The organism is Luteimonas lutimaris, assembly GCF_039537065.1.
Lineage (GTDB): Bacteria > Pseudomonadota > Gammaproteobacteria > Xanthomonadales > Xanthomonadaceae > Luteimonas > Luteimonas lutimaris.
On the sequence record NZ_BAAAZU010000011.1, the window covers coordinates 1 to 17,971 of the forward strand.

19 protein-coding genes are annotated in these 17,971 nt (G+C 69.3%); 3 read left to right on the top strand and 16 right to left on the bottom strand.

What is annotated here, in order from left to right; all coding sequences use genetic code 11:
* The 13 genes from ABD679_RS10005 to ABD679_RS10065 all read right to left on the bottom strand — a co-directional run.
* Window positions 1-1,926: DEAD/DEAH box helicase (locus ABD679_RS10005; RefSeq protein ID WP_344759843.1), on the bottom strand; the 1,926-nt coding region annotated here is incomplete at its 3' end.
* A gap of 269 nt (window positions 1,927-2,195) precedes the next feature.
* On the bottom strand, window positions 2,196-2,768 hold the full coding sequence (locus ABD679_RS10010) for a hypothetical protein (RefSeq protein ID WP_344759844.1): 573 nt from the start codon (window positions 2,766-2,768) through the stop codon (window positions 2,196-2,198).
* Window positions 2,765-3,271 carry an RNA polymerase sigma factor gene (locus ABD679_RS10015; RefSeq protein ID WP_344759845.1) on the bottom strand — a complete coding sequence of 169 codons (507 nt, stop codon included), beginning with the start codon at window positions 3,269-3,271 and terminating at the stop codon, window positions 2,765-2,767. The genes ABD679_RS10010 and ABD679_RS10015 overlap by 4 nt, the downstream gene beginning before the upstream one ends.
* Complete coding sequence (locus ABD679_RS10020; RefSeq protein WP_344759846.1) at window positions 3,264-3,983, bottom strand: hypothetical protein; 720 nt, start codon at window positions 3,981-3,983, stop codon at window positions 3,264-3,266. Before ABD679_RS10020 ends, ABD679_RS10015 begins: the two co-directional genes overlap by 8 nt.
* Window positions 3,984-4,079: 96 nt before the next feature.
* Window positions 4,080-5,471, bottom strand: a complete 1,392-nt coding sequence (gene hslU, locus ABD679_RS10025; RefSeq protein ID WP_344759847.1) for an ATP-dependent protease ATPase subunit HslU — start codon at window positions 5,469-5,471, stop codon at window positions 4,080-4,082.
* 114 nt (window positions 5,472-5,585) lie between these two features.
* Window positions 5,586-6,137 carry an ATP-dependent protease subunit HslV gene (hslV, locus tag ABD679_RS10030; RefSeq protein WP_344759848.1) on the bottom strand — a complete coding sequence of 184 codons (552 nt, stop codon included), beginning with the start codon at window positions 6,135-6,137 and terminating at the stop codon, window positions 5,586-5,588.
* Window positions 6,138-6,388: 251 nt separating this feature from the next.
* Entirely contained in the window at window positions 6,389-7,279 is an 891-nt protein-coding gene (gene xerC / locus ABD679_RS10035; RefSeq protein WP_344759849.1) for a tyrosine recombinase XerC, read from the bottom strand.
* A 56-nt stretch (window positions 7,280-7,335) separates the two neighbouring features.
* Entirely contained in the window at window positions 7,336-8,010 is a 675-nt protein-coding gene (locus ABD679_RS10040; protein WP_344759850.1) for a DUF484 family protein, read from the bottom strand.
* Complete coding sequence (gene dapF / locus ABD679_RS10045) at window positions 8,007-8,870, bottom strand: diaminopimelate epimerase (RefSeq protein ID WP_344759851.1); 864 nt, start codon at window positions 8,868-8,870, stop codon at window positions 8,007-8,009. The genes ABD679_RS10040 and dapF overlap by 4 nt, the downstream gene beginning before the upstream one ends.
* Before the next feature lie 3 nt (window positions 8,871-8,873).
* Complete coding sequence (lptM, locus tag ABD679_RS10050; protein ID WP_344759852.1) at window positions 8,874-9,143, bottom strand: LPS translocon maturation chaperone LptM; 270 nt, start codon at window positions 9,141-9,143, stop codon at window positions 8,874-8,876.
* Window positions 9,144-9,291: 148 nt separating this feature from the next.
* Entirely contained in the window at window positions 9,292-9,678 is a 387-nt protein-coding gene (locus ABD679_RS10055; protein WP_344759853.1) for a YbaN family protein, read from the bottom strand.
* Between the two features lie 272 nt (window positions 9,679-9,950).
* Window positions 9,951-12,107, bottom strand: a complete 2,157-nt coding sequence (locus ABD679_RS10060; protein WP_344759854.1) for a S9 family peptidase — start codon at window positions 12,105-12,107, stop codon at window positions 9,951-9,953.
* Window positions 12,108-12,295: 188 nt separating this feature from the next.
* Window positions 12,296-13,066, bottom strand: coding sequence for an AMP nucleosidase (locus ABD679_RS10065; protein ID WP_344759855.1), 771 nt, complete (start codon window positions 13,064-13,066; stop codon window positions 12,296-12,298).
* A 131-nt stretch (window positions 13,067-13,197) separates the two neighbouring features.
* Between ABD679_RS10065 and ABD679_RS10070 the strand changes: the two genes are divergently transcribed.
* The 3 genes from ABD679_RS10070 to ABD679_RS10080 all read left to right on the top strand — a co-directional run bounded on the left by ABD679_RS10070 (window position 13,198) and on the right by ABD679_RS10080 (window position 15,361).
* A complete protein-coding gene (locus ABD679_RS10070) occupies window positions 13,198-14,145 on the top strand; it encodes a DegV family protein (RefSeq protein ID WP_344759856.1) in 948 nt (315 codons plus the stop codon).
* A gap of 163 nt (window positions 14,146-14,308) precedes the next feature.
* Complete coding sequence (locus tag ABD679_RS10075) at window positions 14,309-14,650, top strand: hypothetical protein (RefSeq protein ID WP_344759857.1); 342 nt, start codon at window positions 14,309-14,311, stop codon at window positions 14,648-14,650.
* A gap of 12 nt (window positions 14,651-14,662) precedes the next feature.
* A complete protein-coding gene (locus tag ABD679_RS10080) occupies window positions 14,663-15,361 on the top strand; it encodes a Dph6-related ATP pyrophosphatase (protein ID WP_344759858.1) in 699 nt (232 codons plus the stop codon).
* 76 nt (window positions 15,362-15,437) lie between these two features.
* Here the strand turns inward: ABD679_RS10080 and fghA are convergent, their stop codons facing one another.
* From fghA to ABD679_RS10095, 3 genes are read right to left on the bottom strand one after another with little or no spacing between them, the layout of a single operon-like run.
* Window positions 15,438-16,274, bottom strand: coding sequence for an S-formylglutathione hydrolase (gene fghA / locus ABD679_RS10085; RefSeq protein WP_344759859.1), 837 nt, complete (start codon window positions 16,272-16,274; stop codon window positions 15,438-15,440).
* Window positions 16,275-16,279: 5 nt separating this feature from the next.
* On the bottom strand, window positions 16,280-16,828 hold the full coding sequence (locus ABD679_RS10090; protein ID WP_344759860.1) for a GrpB family protein: 549 nt from the start codon (window positions 16,826-16,828) through the stop codon (window positions 16,280-16,282).
* Between the two features lie 12 nt (window positions 16,829-16,840).
* Complete coding sequence (locus tag ABD679_RS10095; protein ID WP_344759861.1) at window positions 16,841-17,950, bottom strand: S-(hydroxymethyl)glutathione dehydrogenase/class III alcohol dehydrogenase; 1,110 nt, start codon at window positions 17,948-17,950, stop codon at window positions 16,841-16,843.
* Window positions 17,951-17,971 lie beyond the last annotated feature (21 nt).

Here is a 17,971-nt window from a genome sequence, read left to right on the forward strand (position 1 = left end):
AACGCCATGGTTCGCGATGGCACGGCGTGGCAAACCAAGGCCGTTTGAAGAAAGACAGTTGCTCCTACAAGAACCGGGCGGGCCCAGGCGCACGGCCACTTCCTCGCGCAGCCGCGCCACGCCCTGCGACAGCTCGTCGGTGCGGCCCGGCGCTTCGCCGAGCCAGAACGGGATGTTGGGCGGCTGGCCCTTCGCGTCCTCGACGCGCACGCGGCCGGGTTCGACGCGCAGGATGCGGTAACTGGTGTTGCCCAGCTGGAACACGTCGCCGGCCAGGCTCTCGACGGCAAAGTCCTCGTTCACCGTGCCGATGTTGTGCGCCTCGGGTTCGAGCACCACCGCGTAGTCGCCGGTGTCGGGGATGGTGCCGCCGGAGGTGAGCGCGGTCATGCGCGCGCCGCGGCGTTCGCGCAAGCGGCCATGCACCGCGTCGCGATGCACATAGCCGGCGCGCGGGCCGCGGCGGGTGGTGAAGCCTTCGGCGAGCATCTTCACCACCTCGTCGAACCTGTCGCGCGTCAGCTGCATGTACGGGCCGGCGCGGCGCACCAGTTCGAACAGCGCATCCTCGTCCCATTCCTGGCAGGCGGTCTCGGCGACGATCTGCTGCGCCAGCACGTCCAGCGGCGCCTGCGGGATGCGCAGCGCGTCGAGTTCGCCGCGGCGCACGCAGTCGAGCAGCGCCGCGCATTCGACCAGCTCGTTGCGGGTCTGCGGAAACAGGCGCGCCCTGGGCACGCCCCCGACCGCATGGCCTGAGCGCCCCGCGCGCTGCAGGAAGGTGGCGATCGAGCGCGGCGAACCGAGCTGCACGACCAGATCGACATCGCCGATGTCCAGGCCCAGTTCCAGCGACGCGGTGGCGACCAACACCTTGAGTTCGCCGCGCTTGAGGCGCTGCTCGGCGTCCAGCCGCAGTTCGCGCGCCAGGCTGCCGTGGTGCGCGGCGACCACGTCCTTGCCCAGCCGCTCACCCAGGTGGCGCGCGGCACGCTCGGCGACGCGCCGGGTGTTGGCGAACACCAGGGTGGTGCGGTGTTCGCGCACCAGCTGCGCGACGCGATCGTAGACCTGCGCCCACTGGTCGTTGGACATCACCGCCGACAGCGGCGTGGGCGGGATTTCCAGCGCGAGGTCGCGCTGTTTCGAGTACCCGATGTCGACGACGACGCAGCCGGCATCGATCGCGGCCTCTCCGGCATGGCCGATGGACTCGCGCGGAGCGGGATCCGGGAGGGGACGCGCCGAATCGTGGGGATCCCCGCCTCCAGCTCCCACCAGGAACCGCGCCACCTCATCGATCGGCTTCTGCGTCGCCGACAGCCCGATCCGCGTGAGCTTGCGCGGCACCAACGCCTGCAACCGCTCCAGCGACAGCGCCAGGTGGCTGCCGCGCTTGCTCGCGGCCACGGCATGGATCTCGTCGACGATCACCGTGCGCACCTTGGACAGCATCGCGCGGCCCGATGCCGAGCCCAGCAGCACGTACAGCGACTCGGGCGTGGTGACGATGACGTGCGGCGGCTTGCGCAGCGCCTGCTGGCGTGCCTTGGCTGGCGTATCGCCGGTGCGCACGGCGGTGCGGATCTCCACGTCCGGCAGGCCAAGCGATTCGAGCTGCGCGCGGATGCCTGCCAGCGGGGCTTCGAGGTTGAGGTGGATGTCGTTGGACAGCGCCTTGAGCGGCGAGACGTAGACCACGGCGGTCTCATCGGGCAACCCCTCCGACAGGCCACGCTGCACCAGCGCGTCGAGCGCGGCGAGAAAGGCGGTCAGCGTCTTACCCGAGCCCGTGGGCGCGGCCACCAGCACGTCGCGCCCGGCGCGGATCGCCGGCCACGCGGCACGCTGGGCCGGCGTCGGCCCGCCCGGAAACGCCTGGGCGAACCAGCCGGCGACGGCGGGATGGAAGGCTTGCAGGGGCATTGGGCGAAGATAGGCCGGGGTGGCTGAAAGAATCGCTAAGGCGGCGTTGCCGGTCGCCTTGAACGGCAGGAATCCCTGCATGGGCGGCTCCAGCCGCAAGCTTTCGCTTGGGCAGGCTCCTCCCCGCGCGACGGCGGGGAAGCGGTGAAACGCAGGCCCACGATTGGCAGCGTTGCCGAAAGCCTCCCTCGCCCGCCCTCCCGCGCCTTCGCAGGGAGAGAGAAAAGCTAGCGGCTGAAGCCGCTCCTGCAAGGTCGGGGTCCGCGGCTCTACAAGGGCGGGTCGCGAATCGAGGCAAGGAGCGCCTGCACCTCGGCCAGGCGGGACTGGTTGAGGCGACACCGCCACCAGGAGAACACGGCGAATGCCAGCAGGACCGGCGCGTTGGCCAGTAGCGACGCCATCGACTGCGCGGGACTCACGCCGGCCATCAACAGCCCCCAGAGTCCGACCCACAGCAGCAGCGCGCCCCAGGTGTTGATCCGCCAATAGCGCCGCGAGGTGACAAGCCGGTCGCGTTCCAGCCGCAGCATTGCGTTCGCATCGAGCGCGCTGTCGCGCACCTGACGCCGACGGATCCACAGCGACCAGCCCTGGAATCCGATCACCATCAGCGCCAATGCCGCCATCGCCAGTGGCGGAAAGGCGACCGCGCCTGGCAGCGCCGCCGCCCATGCGCATGCCGCGATTGCGGTCGCGCTCAGCAGCAACTCGACGGCAAGCGCCCACCGCAGCCGGCGCCCATGGCGCAGGGATTGGCGCGACAGCGCGGCGATGTCGACCTGCGCGGCCGGCTGGTCGCGCCAGTCGGCAGCAAGGATGTCCCAGTCATCGTTGTTCATGCGTCCACTCCCAGCCACTCACGCAGTTGCTGTCGGGCCCGGCTCAGGCGCTGCGCCACGGTGTTCTCCTGCAACCCGAGCGCCTCGCCGATCTCGCGCTGCGCGAAGCCTTCCAGGGCCAGCACCACCACCTGCCGCTGACCCAGCGGCAGCCGGCGCACGGCGGCAACCAGCCGCTCCCGGTGCTGCCCGCGTTCGGCATGACGCTCCGGGCCCCGCCCATCGTCGGGATGCTGCTCGTCGATCGCGACCTCGCCAATGCGTGCCTGCCTGACGACATGGCTCACCGCGCGGTTGTGCGCGACCCTGGCCACGAAGGTCCGCAGCGAAGCTTCGCCGCGCCAGCGCGGCAGCGCGCGCCACAACGCCACGCTGATCTCCTGCAGCAGGTCTTCGCGCCGGGACGGGTTGGACTCGTAGCTGGCCGCGATGCGCGACAGCATCGAGCCGTGCTCGCCGAGTACGGCTTCGATGCCTGGTGCCACGTCCGCCTGGTCAGCCACGGAGAGCATCATGAAAGACATCGCGGTAGGCCGCGTAGCCCACTGTCACCCCGAACGGCAACAGCACCAGCAGCAACAACGGCATCCACACCAACCCCATCAGGATCGCGGTTGTCAATGCAGTCACCAGCGCCACCGGCTTCCAGTACGCCAGCACTGCACGCAAGCTGCGGACCACGGCGGCGTCGATGGCGATCTCGTCAAGCAGCACCAGCGGCAGCACGAACATCAGTGGCGTGGCGACCAGTACGCCGCTGGCCAGCACCCACGCCAGCTGCACCCTGTCCAGGTTCAGGCCGGCGGCGTCGGCCGTCGCCATCGCCTTGACTGCGTCCGTACCACCCATCAACCCGGCCACCAGCAACTGGAAGCCGAAAACCACCAGCGCAATCACGGCCCATTGCAATGCCGCCGGCAGCCGGTGCAGCCAGCGCACGGTCGATGCCTTCGGCGCAAAGCGCCCGCTGCGGACCCTCGCGTCCACCAGGCACCAGATCCAGGCCCCGGCCAGCGGGGTCAGCAGCTTCGACACGGCAACGCCGACCAGCGGCACCAGCTGGAGCAGGCCCTCGATCAGGATCGGCAGCAGCGACAGAAGCAGCAGTCGCACCGGCGCCCGCCGGAACACCTGCCAGCCCTCGCCCAGCCAGCGCCCCAGGACGCGAACAGCGGGACGTGCAGCGGCGTCGAATGATTGGGTGGCGACATTCATTTGCAACTCCAGGCCAGGGACCTGGAGCAACAGTCACCGGCTGCCGGGAAACCTGACAGCAACCTGGCTCCCCGGCCGCGCGGGCCCGGATGGCAACTACAGGATGTAGCGGCTCAGGTCCTGGTCTTCCACCAGTTCGCCCAAGTGCTTGTCGACGTAGGCGCGATCGATCACCACGCCCTCGCTGCGATCCGGGGCCTCGAAGCTCAGCGTGTCGAGCAGGCGTTCGAGCACCGTATGCAGGCGGCGCGCGCCGATGTTCTCCTGGCGCTCGTTGACCTGCGCGGCGATCTCGGCGAGGCGCTCGACCGCGTCGGGCGCGAACGTCAGCGCGACGCCCTCGGTCTTCAGCAGCTCGACGTACTGGCGGGTCAGCGACGCCTTGGGCTCGGTGAGGATGCGGACGAAATCGTCCTTGCTCAGCGCGGAAAGCTCCACGCGGATCGGGAAGCGGCCCTGCATTTCCGGGATCAGGTCGCTGGGCTTGGCCAGGTGGAACGCGCCCGAGGCGATGAACAGGATGTGGTCGGTCTTCACCGAGCCGTACTTGGTACTGACGGTGGAGCCTTCGACCAGCGGCAGCAGGTCGCGCTGCACGCCTTCGCGGCTGACGTCGGCGCCCATGCCCTCGCTGCGCTTGGCGACCTTGTCGATCTCGTCGATGAAGACGATGCCGTGCTGCTCGCAGGCCTCGATCGCGGCCTCGCGCACTTCGTCCTCGTTGACCAGCTTGCCGGCCTCTTCCTCGATCAGCAGCGGGCGCGCGGCGCGGATCGACAGGCTGCGCTTGTGGGTCTTGCCGCCGCCGAGGTTGGAGAACATCTGCCGAAGCTGCTGGCCCATCTCCTCCATGCCGGGCGGGGTCATGATGTCGACGCCCACGTTGGCCGACAGCTCGAGCTCGATCTCGCGCTCGTCGAGCTCGCCGGCGCGCAGCTGGCGGCGCAGCTTGGTGCGGGTATCGCTGTCGTTGCCCTGCGCGGACGGCTCGGCGCCGATGTCCACGGTGGTGTTGGCGCCGAAGCCGAAGCCGGTCGACGGCACCTCGCGGCGCGGCAGCAGGGCGTCGAGGATGCGGTCTTCGGCGCGCTCCTCGGCCTGGGTGCGCACGCGCTGCTTGGCCTGCTCGCGGTAGAGCTTGACCGCGGTGTCGGCGAGGTCGCGGATGATCTGTTCGACGTCCTTGCCGACGTAGCCGACCTCGGTAAAACGCGTGGCCTCGACCTTCACGAACGGCGCGTTGGCCAGCGTGGCCAGGCGGCGCGCGATTTCGGTCTTGCCGACGCCGGTGGGGCCGATCATCAGGATGTTCTTGGGCATCACCTCGTTGCGCAGCTCGTCGTCGAGCTGGGCGCGGCGCCAGCGGTTGCGCAGCGCGATCGCGACCGCGCGCTTGGCCTGCTGCTGGCCGACGATGTGGCGGTCGAGCTCCTGCACGATCTCGCGCGGGGTCATGGTGGCGTGACTGGTGTCGGGTTTGTTGGGCATGTCTGTCTTCGGGTTTTTGCAGGAGCGGTTCAGCCGCGAGCGTTTGGTTCGTCAGCCGCCGCGGGGCGAAAGCTCGCGGCTGAAGCCGTTCCTGCAGGGGGCATGAATTCGGGATCAGAGTTCTTCGACGACGATGTTGCCGTTGGTGTAGATGCAGATGTCGCCGGCGATCTTGAGCGCCTCGGTGGCCACTGCCTTCGCGTCGAGTTCGGTATGCGCCAGCAGCGCACGCGCGGCGGACAGGGCGAACGGGCCGCCGGAGCCGATCGCGACCAGGCCGTCCTCCGGCTCGATCACGTCGCCGGTGCCGCTGACGATCAGCGAGGTGTCCTTGTCGGCCACCGCCAGCAGCGCCTCGAGCTTGCCGAAGCGGCGTTCGGTGCGCCAATCCTTGGCCAGCTCCACCGCGGCGCGGGTCAGCTGGCCGTGCTTTTCGAGCTTGGATTCGAACAGCTCGAACAGGGTGAACGCGTCGGCCGCGGCGCCGGCGAAGCCGGCCAATACCTGGCCGTCCTTGCCGAGCCGGCGCACCTTGCGCGCGTTGGCCTTCATCACCGTGTTGCCGAGCGTGACCTGTCCGTCGCCGGCGACCACGACGCGGTCGCCGCGGCGCACCGACACGATGGTGGTGGCGTGGAAAACGTTGGGATTCTGGCTGGGATCCATGCGGCCTCCGGGGTCGAATCCAGTGGATGGGGGCCGGTGGTGGCGGACGCAACCCCTGCCGCGTATGCGCAGGAGCGGCGGAAGCCGCGAGCTTTGCTCCTGCCTATCCCTCCGCGGCGGCAGGGGGAGGTTGGGAGGGGGTGCTCCGGGTCGCGCTGATCCCAAAGACACCCCTCCCCAGCCCTTCCCTGCCTTCGCAGGAGAGGGAGCAAGAGCTCGCGGCTTCCGCCGCTCCTACGGGAAGGCTGAAGTCAGTCGCTCTTCTTACGTTTCGCCCGCGGATGCGCGGCGTCGTAGACCTTGGCCAGGTGCTGAAAGTCCAGATGGGTGTAGATCTGGGTGGTGGCGATGTCGGCGTGGCCGAGCAGTTCCTGCACGCCGCGCAGGTCGCCGGAGGATTCGAGCAGGTGGCTGGCGAAGCTGTGGCGCAGCATGTGCGGGTGGACGTGCTTGAACATGCCCTGGCGCTGGGCCAGCTGTCGGATGCGGATCTGCACCGCGCGCTGCGAGATCGGCGCCCCGCCGCGGCCGGGGAACACCGGCGCGTCGTCCGGCGCTTTGGTGTCTTCGCGCCAGGCATCGAGCGCGTTGCGCGCATGCGAGCCGACCGGGACGCTGCGCTGCTTGTTGCCCTTGCCGAGCACGGTCACCAGCCCGTTGCCCAGGTCCAGGTCGCGCCACCGCAGCGCGCACAGTTCGGACAGGCGCAGGCCCGAGGAATAGAACAGCTCCAGCAGCGCGCGGTCGCGCAGGCCGAGCTTCACGCCGGTCGGCACTTCGACCAGCCGCGACGCCTCGTCGGCATCAAGCACCTGCGGCAGCTTGCGCGGTGCCTTAGGTGCCTTGATCGCGGCGGCGGGATTGAGCGCGATGCGGCTGTTCTTCAGCAGCCACTGGTAGTAGCTGCGGCAGGCGGAGAGACGGCGCTGCAGGCTCTTGGGCGAGAGGCCGCGGCGGTGTTCGGCGGCGACGAAGGCACGCAACTGTTCGGGCTGCAGGGTTTCGAGGTCGGCGATGCCCTGCCTCTGCGCCCATTCCGTCAGCGCGGCGAGGTCGCGGCGGTAGGCGTCGAGCGTATGCGCGGACATGCGGCGCTCGACTTCGAGGTGGGCGAGGTAGTCGGTGATGCTGGTTGAGGCCATGGCACGGACACTTTACGCCGTCATGCCAAGCGGCTTTGTGGCGTCACTGCGATCGGCTACGCATCAAACCTGCGCAGCGCGGTCGCGAATGCTTCGCCCATCATCCGCAGGAACAGCGTGCCCATGCCGGGGTAGAAGCGGTTGGGGTCGCGGCTGCCCACGGCCACCAGACACGTGCCTTCCAGCGGCAGCAGGGCGGTCGACTGCACTTCGTCCTCGCGCGGGCCGTAGAGCAGGGCCTGCTTGTCCGGGTGCAGGCGGCCGCACAGCGGTTCGCCCTCGGCCAGGCAGTCGCGGAACGGCGCCAGCACGCCGTCGTCGCGCGCGATCACCTGCAGCCAGTCGGCATCGTCCAGTCCGTCCACGGGCTCGAACAGCACCACCCGCACCAGGTCGCCGTTGAAATCCTCGCTCAGCCGCGCGGCCATCGCGCGCACGGTCGCCGCGGCGCTGTCCTGGCGCAGCAGGTTGAGGGTGAGCTGCTGGGTCTGCACCGCGAGGCGCTCGTTTTCCTGCGCGATCGCGTACAGGTCGTGCAGGCGGCGGGTCAGCTCGCGATTCTTGTCGCGCAGCACTTCGAGCTGGTAGCTGGCCAGCGACGCGGCCGGGCCTTCCTCGCGCGGCACCACCATGCTGATCGCCAGGTCCGGGAACTGCTGCAGGAATTTCGGATGCAGCCGCAGCCAGGCGGCGACTTCGTGGGCACCGAGTTTGTCGGCGGTTTCGCTCATTGCAACCACTCCCCTTCGAATACGAATGCGGTCGGCCCTGCCATCAGGATCTGTGCGTCGTCGCCGGGCCAGGCGATGCGCAGGTCGCCGCCGGGCAGCGACACGGTGACGTCGCGGTCGACGCGGCCGCGCCGCGCCAGCACTGCCACCGCGGCGCAGGCCCCGCTGCCACAGGCCAGGGTCTCGCCGACGCCGCGCTCGAACACGCGCAGGCGGATGCGTTCGCGCGTCACGACCTGGGCGAAGCCGACGTTGGCCGACTCCGGGAACGCGGGCGACTGCTGCAGCGCGCTGCCGTAGCGCGAGACCGGGATGCCGTCGACGTCGGCGACTTCGACCACGGCGTGCGGGTTGCCGGTCGACACGGCGCCGAAGCGCAGCCTGAGGTCCTCGTCGAGTGGGAGGTCATACTCGTCGCGTTCAGCGGCGAAGCCGGCGAGCGGAATCTTCGACGGCGTGAACTCCGGCACGCCCATGGCGACGCGGTAGCGGCCGTCGCCCAGCACTTCCACCGCGTGGGTGCCGGTCGGGCTGTCGAGCTCGAATGCCGTGCTGTCGGTCGCGCCGTCGCGCACCAGCCAGGCGGCGACGCAGCGCGCGCCGTTGCCGCATTGCTGCGAGGGCGAACCGTCGGCGTTCCAGATGCGGTACGCGGCGACCGATCCGGCGCTGGCCGGCGCTTCGACGGTCAGGATCTGGTCGCAGCCGACACCGGTGTGGCGGTCGGCCAGCGCGCGGCACAGGTCGGGCGACGGCGGCGCGGTCCCCGCGCGCAGGTCCAGGACGACGAAATCATTGCCGGCGCCGTGCATCTTGCTGAAACGCAGCGCAGGCACCCGGGCAGGCGAACGGACGGCCATCGATCAGTCGCTGTCGCCGTCGTCCTGCGGCAGCGGTTCCGGCTCGACCGGCGTGTCGGCGTCGTCCACCGGTTCGGCGGTGGATTCGGCATCATCCGCAGGGATGGCGTCGGTGCCGGTTTCATCATCGATGGCGGCATCGGCTCCGTCCGCGGTCGCCGGTGCCTCGGCATCCTCGGGCGCGTCCGGCAGGACCAGCGGTCCCTTGTTGCCGCAGCCGGCCAGGGCCAGGGCGGCGACGATCGAAAGCAGGCTCAGGCGGATGGTATTCATGGACGCAGTGTAGCCGCGCCGCGACGCTGCGCGAAGGTGGCGGCTGAACGATATGCCGGTTCCCGGCCCTGTGGGAGTGGCCATGGCCACGATGACCCTGTGGCGGCCTCATCGCTGCCATGGCCGCTCCCGCAGGAGGGTTGGCCTCCTAGGATTCCCGCTGCAGCGGCGGCTCCGGGCGCCGCCACAGCCACACCGCCACCACGGCCATGCAGCCGATCCCGGTCGCGGCCATCCACGCCCGCGGCGCGGTCAGCCACATGATCACGCCGCAGACGGCCATGGACAGGACGGCCATGCGCTTGGCGCGCCGGCTCACTGCACCGTGCGCCTGCCAGTCGACGATCATTGGCCCGAACACGCGGTGCGCGAGCAGCCAGCGGTGCAGGCGTTCGGAGCCGCGCGCGGCCGCATAGGCCGACAGCAGCACGAACGGCACCGTCGGCAGCCCCGGCAGCACGACACCGACCAGCCCCAGGCCGAGGCTGGCGTAGGCCAGCAGCCACCAGGCCCAGCGGAAGCGATTCGAGGTCATCGTTCTCATTGTAGGAGTGGCGGAAGCCGCGAGCTTTGCTTCGGCCCCTCCCCCTGCGACGGCAGGGGGAGGCTGGGAGGGGTGCCCACGGTTCGCGGTGACCCCAACGGCACCCCTCCCCAACCCGTCCGGCCCGCCAGCACAGCTGGCGTGCGTTCGTCAGCGCACGAGCCGGTGGCTCGTAAACGCGCTTCCTCAGCCCCTGCCGTCGCAGGGGAGGGAGTCAAAAGATCGCGGCTTCCGCCGCTCCTACTGCAGGGACTGGCCACGCATCAGGGGGCCTGCACGCCCAGCCGATCCAGCAGGAACGCATACATCTCCGCCAGCTCGCGGTACTTGCGGAAACGGCCGGACTTGCCGCCGTGGCCGGCGTCCATGTTGGTGCGCAGCACGATGGTGCCGTCTCCGGTGTCGAGGTCGCGCAGCCTGGCCACGTACTTGGCCGGCTCCCAGTACTGCACCTGCGAGTCCCACAGGCCGGTGCCGACGAACATCGCCGGGTACGCCTGCGCGCTCAGGTTGTCGTAGGGCGAGTACGAGAGCATGTAGTCGTAGTACTGCTTCTGCTCCGGATTGCCCCACTCGTCGTATTCGTTGGTGGTCAGCGGGATGCTCGCGTCGAGCATCGTGGTCACCACGTCCACGAAAGGCACCTGCGACAGGATTACGTGGTACTTCTCCGGCGCCATGTTGGCGATCGCGCCCATCAGCAGGCCGCCGGCACTGCCGCCGTAGGCGGCGACGCGGTCGGGCGCGGCGTAGCCCTGCTCCACCAGGTGGTCGGTGACGTCGATGAAGTCGGTGAAGGTGTTCTTCTTGTGCAGCAGCTTGCCGTCGTCGTACCACTTGCGCCCCATTTCCTGGCCGCCGCGGATGTGGGCAATGGCGTAGACCATGCCGCGGTCGAGCAGGCTGACGGTGGTGGAACTGAAGGCCGGGTCGATCGAGTGGCCGTAACTGCCGTAGGCGTACTGCAGCAGCGCGGCCTTGCCGTTCTTCTCGAAGCCCTTGCGGTAGACCAGCGACACCGGGACTTTCGTGCCGTCGCGCGCGGTCGCCCAGGTGCGCTCGGTGGCGTACTTCGAGGCGTCGTAGCCGAGCACGGGCTGCTGCTTGAGCTGGCGGCGCTCGCCGGTTTCGACGTTGAGCTCGTAGGTCGTCTCCGGGGTGGTCATCGAGGTGTAGCCGTAGCGCAGCCACGGGGTGTCGTGCTCGGAGTTGGTGCCCAGGCCCATCGAGTACGCCTCCTCGTCGGCCTTGACGTGCTCCTCGCTGCCGTCGGCCTTGAGCAGCCGGATACGCTCCAGCCCGCCCGAACGCTCGGCGACGGCGGTGAAGCCGTCGAACAGGTCGAAGTCCTCGATGAACACGTCGTCGCGGTGCGGGACGAGGTCGGTCCAGTCCGCGCGCGAGGTGCTGCCGTCGGGCGCGGTGACGAGCTTGAAATTGGTCGCGCCATCGGCATTGGTACGGATCACCCAGCGCCCGCCGAGATGGTCGGCGTCGTACTCCACGTCGCGCTCGCGCGGCGCCAGCACGGTGAACTCGCGCGGGTCGGCGGCCGGCGCGCAGCGCAGCTCGCTGGACACGGTGCTTTCCACGCCGATGCAGATGTACTGGTCGTCGCGCGAGCGGTCGATGCCCATGTAGAAGCTGTCGTCGTGCTCCTCGTACACCAGCGCGTCCTCGGACACCGGCGTGCCGAGCACGTGCTTTTTCACCCGCACGGTGAGCAGGGTCTCGGGGTCGTTCTCGACGTAGAACACGGTGCGGTTGTCGTCGGCCCAGACCAGGTTGGGCGAGACGCCGGTGATCACGTCCGGATAGGTTTCGCCGCTGTCGAGGTTGCGGAAGCGGATCGTGTACTGGCGGCGGCCGACGTCGTCCTCGGCCCAGGCCAGCAGGCGGTTGTCCTGGCTGACCTCGTAGTCGCCGACGCTGAAGTAGTCCTTGCCCGCGGCCATCGCGTTGACGTCGAGCAGGACCTGTTCGCCAGCCTCGCCCGCGTCGTTGGCCCGCTGCACGGCGAGCGCATCGGTGCCGTCGGCATCGCGGCGGCGCGCGTGCACCGGGTAGTCCTGCCCGGTCTCGAAGCGCGCGTAGTACCACCAGCCGCGCTCGCGCACCGGCACCGAACTGTCGTCCTGCTTGATGCGGGCGACGATTTCGTCGTACAGCTTGTCCTGCACGGGCTTGAGCGGCGCCATCACCGCGTCGGCGTAGGCGTTCTCGGCCTCGAGGTAGGCCAGCATCGCCTTGTCCTTGCGGGTGTCGTCGCGCAGCCAGTAGTAATCGTCGTCGCGGGTCGCGCCGAACGGCGCTTCGACCACGTGCGGCTTGCGGGCGACGTCGGGAGGCGTCGGCGTCTGTGCGGCTTGGGTGTTCTGGGTCATCAGGAGGAGAGGCAGCAGGAGGAAGGTCGGCTTCATGGATGGGGCCCTGGGTGAGGGATCACAACGGCGTGCGTCGCTTCGACGGGAGTCGACGGTCGACCGCCATTGTAGGAGCGGCTTCAGCCGCGAGCTCTTCTCTGGCCCCTCCCCCTGCGACGGCAGGGGGAGGCTAAAAGCTCGCGGCTGAAGCCGCTCCTACAAGGGCGAAGGTCAGGGCGCGGCGCTCAGAACCGCAGGTGCTTGACCGACTTGCCGTTGCGGCGGATCAGCCGCAGCGCCTCGATCCCGACCTGGATGTGGCTTTCGACGTACTCGGCGCTGACCTTTGCGTCCGACGCCTCGGTCTTGACCCCTTCCGGGATCATCGGCTGGTCGGACACCAGCAGCAGCGCGCCGCAGGGAATGCGGTTGGCGAAGCCGGCGGCGAAGATCGTCGCGGTTTCCATGTCGATGGCCATGCAGCGCATCAGGCGCAGGCGCTCCTTGAACGCGTCGTCGTGCTCCCAGACCCGGCGGTTGGTGGTGAACACGGTGCCGGTCCAGTAGTCCAGGCCCATGTCGCGGATCATGGTCGATACCGCGCGCTGCAGCGCGAACGCCGGCAGCGCCGGTACTTCCGGCAGCAGGTAGTCGTTGCTGGTGCCCTCGCCGCGGATCGCGGCGATCGGCAGGATCAGGTCACCGAGCCGGTTCTTCTTCTTCAGTCCGCCGCACTTGCCCAGGAACAGCACCGCCTTGGGCGCGATCGCAGACAGCAGGTCCATCATCGTCGCGGCGTTGGGGCTGCCCATGCCGAAGTTGATCATGGTGATGCCGTCGGCGGTGGCGCTGGGCATCGGCTTGTCGGCGCCGACGATCTTCGCACCGGTCAGGCGCGCGAAATGGCCGAGGTAGCCGCCGAAGTTGGTCAGCAGGATGTGCTCGCCGAATCCGTCCAGCGACACCCCGGTGTAGCGCGGCAGCCAGTTCTCGACGATCTGTTCTTTTTCCTTCATGGCACTTCTCCGGTTCGCGCCATTTTGTCACGGCAGCGGCATCGCCTCCACGCCGCCGGCCGACGACGCCGGGCCGTGCCGCACCGCCGCTGTTGTATCGTTGCGGCAATATCCGGGACAAGGCACGGACCATGCGCATCGGACTCGTTGTCGACTCGGCCTGCGACCTGCCGAAGGACTTCATCGAACGCCACAACATCGAGATCCTGCCGATCACCGTGCGGATCGATGACGCGGCGCAGGTCGATTACCGCGACCAGGCCGCCACCCTGGCCTACCTCGACGCGCATATCGCCGAGCGCGGCGCCAACGCCGAGACCGTTCCGTTCACCGTCGAACAGATCCGCGACCTGTTCCTGCAGAAGCTGGTGATCGACTACGACTACGTGTTCTGCATGACGATCACGCGCACCCGCAGCCCGATCTTCGACAACGCGCAGAAGGCAAGCTTCGCGATCCTCAACGGGTACCGGGCGATCCGCGCCGCGGCGGGCAACAACACGCCGTTCGCGCTGCGCGTGATCGACAGCCAGAACCTGTTCAGCGGCCAGGCGATCCTGCCGGTCGAGGCCGCCCGCCTGCGTGACGCCGGCGAGGAGCCCGGGCGGATCCGCACCCGGCTCGAGGAGCTGGCGTCGAATACCTACGGCTACCTGATCCCGCGCGACCTGTACTACATCCGCAACCGCGCGCGCACCAAGGGAGATCGCAGCGTCAGCCTGTTCAGTGCCGCGCTGGGTACCGCGCTGGACATCAAGCCGGTGCTGCGCGGCTATCGCGGCGACACCGGGCCGGTGGCCAAGATCAAGGGCTTCGAGGCCGCCGCGCAGCAGTTGTTCGAATTCGCCGCGCGCCGCGTCGCCGACGGCCTGCTCACCCCGACCGTGGCGCTGTGCTACGGCGGCGAGCTCGACGAGATGCGCGCCCTGCCCGGCTACGCCGCGCTGCGCGACGCCTGCGCCACCCACAACATCGAAGTATTCGAAAGCGTGATGAGCCTGACCGGCATGGTCAACGTCGGCAAGGGCGCGGTGGTGGTCGGATTCGCGGCGGAGCCGCACGAATTCGGGAAATCGTGATCCGCACGCCCCCCGTTCTTGCGGGCGCGGCTTCGGCCGCGAACTCTTCGGCGAACCCCGACGACATTCGGCTCACCTCCGCCTGCTAGCCTGTGCGAGTCCCTGCAGGAGCGGCTTCCGCCGCCCCTGCCAAGCCCAGTTCCAACACAGGCAAACGACACCCATGGCCACCCGCTACTACATCGCAATCCCCGATCCCGGCAAGGCCCGCGGCGCCGGCGAATTCGCATTCGGCTCGCGGGGCGCGGACGGCATGGCGCAGGAGTTGCAGGACGCGCTGCGCGGCACCGGGCTGTTCGAGCGCTGGCGCGCGGCGCAGGACGATCCGGACGAGGTCGATCCCGCGCTCGGCGCCACCGATCCGGGCGCGACGGTCGAAGGGCGGCAGGACGACCTGCACATCGACCTGATCGCCATTACCTCGATCTCCGGCGCCGTGTTCAAGCACCGCCTGCGCCTGCTGGCCGGCAGCGCGTGGGAGCTGCGCGACGTCTCGTCGGCCTGACGCAGGGCGCTGATGGGCACCGCGCGCACCCCGGTGCTGCTGTGCTGGAGCGGCGGCAAGGACGCGGCCTGGGCGCTGCACGCACTGCGCCGGCGTGACGACGTGACGGTCGTCGCGCTGCTGTCGACGATCACCACCGAGTACGCGCGCTCGTCGATGCAGGGCGTGCGGCGCGAGGTGCTGCAGGCGCAGGCCACGGCTGCCGGCCTGCCGCTGCTGGAGGCCGCGATTCCGGCCCGGTGCGACAACGCCACCTACGAAGCGGCGATGACGCAGGCGCTGGAGGAAGCCAGCCGGCGCTGGCCGGGACTGCGCACGGCGGCGTTCGGCGACCTGCTGCTGGAAGACATCCGCGCCTGGCGGCAGGCGCAGTGCGCGCGCATCGGCTGGGACGTGATGACGCCGCTGTTCGGCGCCGACACCGCAGGACTCGCGCGCGAGATGATTGCGGGCGGCCTGCGCGCGCGGCTGTGCTGCGTGGACACGACGCAGCTGGACGCGGGATTCGCCGGCCGCGACTTCGATCCAGCGCTGCTTGGGGCGCTGCCTCCGGGCGTCGACCCCTGCGGCGAGAACGGCGAGTTCCACACCTGCGTGGAAGCCGGGCCGATGTTCGCGCGGCCGCTGGCGCTGGAACGCGGCGGCACCGTGCTGCGCGACGGGCGGTTTGCCTATACCGATTTCCGGCTGCGCGAGTCCGACCACCCGTAGCCCTGTAGGAGCGGCTTCAGCCGTGAGCTTTTGCTCTCCGGACAGGAAAAGCTCGCGGCTGAAGCCGCTCCTACAGTCAAGAGGTTTGCTTCAGCGCCCTAGCGTGATGGGCGACATGCTCGCCGATGAAGCTGGCGATGAAGTAGTAGCTGTGGTCGTAGCCGGGCTGCATGCGCAGCTGCAGCGGATGTCCGGTGGCTTCGCACGCCGCGCGCAGCAGGTCCGGCCGCAGCTGTTCGGCGAGGAATTCGTCGGCATCGCCCTGGTCGACCAGCAGCGGCAGCGTTTCGCGCGCACCCTTCACCAGCTCGACGGCGTCGTACTGCTTCCACGCCTCGCGATCGTCGCCGAGATAGGCGTCGAATGCCTTCGCCCCCCACGGCACCTGCGACGGCGCCACGATCGGCGAGAACGCCGACACGCTGCGGTAGCGGCCCGGGTTGCGCAGCGCGATGACCAGCGCGCCGTGGCCGCCCATCGAGTGCCCGCTGACCGCACGCGCGTCCGTGGCCGGCAAATTCGCCTCCACCCATGCCGGCAGCTCGTCGACGACGTAGTCGTACATGCGGTAGTGCTTCGCCCACGGCTCGCGCGTGGCGTTGACGTAGAAACCCGCGCCCTTGCCGAGGTCGTAGGCCGCGTCGTCGGCGACGTCGTCGCCGCGCGGGCTGGTGTCCGGTGCGACCAGGATGATCCCGTGCTCGGCCGCGTAGCGCTGCGCGCCGGCCTTGGTGATGAAGTTCTGCTCGTTGCAGGTGAGGCCCGACAGCCAGTACAGCACCGGGCACGGCCCGCGTCCGGCCTGCGGCGGCAGGTACACGCCCACGGTCATGTCGCAGCCAAGCACGCCGGAGCGGTGCCGGTAGACGTCCTGCCAGCCGCCGGAACTGGCGCGGTGTTCGATGCGTTCCATGTTGCTTACTCCACTGATGGGATTGCCTGGCGGATGGCCGCCAGCGCCCGCGCTTCAACGGTGCGGATCCAGTCGCTCTTGCAGTCGCCGTAGGCGTGCGAATCTTCCGGATGCAGGCGCTGGCAGCGTAGCTTCTCGCGATCGTAGTCCGCGGCGACCTCCGGGTGCCGCAGCAGGAAATCCCGGAATGCAAGATGCCGCGCGATGTCGCTCGCGCCATCGGCATACGCGTGCAGCTGCACGAGGCGCTTGCCAGTGCCCGGATCGTCCTTCGTGCAGTAACGCCGGCCCTGCAATCCCAGCTCGCCCCACCACTGGTAGCCCAGTCCCTCGAGCGATCCGCGACGCGCATCCAGCGCGTCGAGGTCGCGCACGACGGGCATCAGGTCCACCACGGGCTTGGCATGGATGCCGGGCACGGCGGTGGAACCGATGTGGTGGACGACCAGCAGGACATCGCCCAGCGCGCCAAGGAGCGCCTCCCGTTCGGCCCCGGCAAGCTGCGCCCAGGCCGGGTCGTGCGGCAGCAGTTCGACGCGGATCGGCGGCGGCATCGCGGGTCCGGTTCAGTAGTGGATGACGGTACGGATCGACTCGCCGTCATGCATCAGGTCGAAGGCCTCGTTGATGCGTTCCAGCGGCAGGGTGTGGGTGATGTACGGGTCCAGGTCCAGTTCGCCCGACATCGCCTGTTCGACCATGCCCGGCAGCTGGGTGCGGCCCTTGACGCCGCCGAAGGCGGTGCCCAGCCACCGGCGGCCGGTGACCAGCTGGAACGGGCGCGTGGAAATCTCCTGCCCCGCGCCGGCGACGCCGATGATCACCGACTGGCCCCAACCGCGGTGCGCGCATTCGAGCGCGGCGCGCATCACGTTGACGTTGCCGATGCATTCGAAGGAATGGTCCACGCCCCAGCCGGTCATCCCGACGATCACGTCCTGGATCGGCTTGTCATGGTCCTTCGGGTTGACGCACTCGGTGGCGCCCATCGCGCGCGCCTTGTCGAACTTGGCCGGGTTGGTGTCGATGGCGATGATGCGCCCGGCCCTGGCCTGCACCGCGCCCTGGATCACCGCCAGTCCCAGCGCGCCGAGCCCGAACACTGCCACGCTGTCGCCCGCCTGCACCTTGGCCGTGTTGTGCACCGCGCCGATGCCGGTGGTGACGCCGCAGCCGAGCAGGCAGACCTTGTCGGCCGGCGCCTCGGGGTTGATCCTGGCCAGCGAGACTTCGGCGACCACGGTGTATTCGCTGAAGGTCGAGCAGCCCATGTAGTGGTACAGCGGCTTGCCCTCGTAGGAGAACCGCGTTGTGCCGTCGGGCATCACGCCCTTGCCCTGGGTGGCGCGCACGGCCACGCACAGGTTGGTCTTGCCGGACTTGCAGAACTCGCACTCGCGGCACTCGGCGGTGTACAGCGGGATCACGTGGTCGCCGGGCGCCACGCTGGTCACGCCCTCGCCCACCTCGACCACCACGCCCGCACCCTCGTGGCCGAGCACCACCGGGAACAGGCCCTCCGGATCTGCACCCGACAGGGTGAACGCATCGGTGTGGCACAGCGCGGTATGGGTGATCTTCACCAGCACTTCGCCCTTGCGCGGCGGCTCGACGTCGATCTCGACGATCTGCAGCGGCTGGTCGGGGGCGAAGGCGACGGCGGCGCGGGATTTCATGGCGGAACTCCTGTTGGCGCC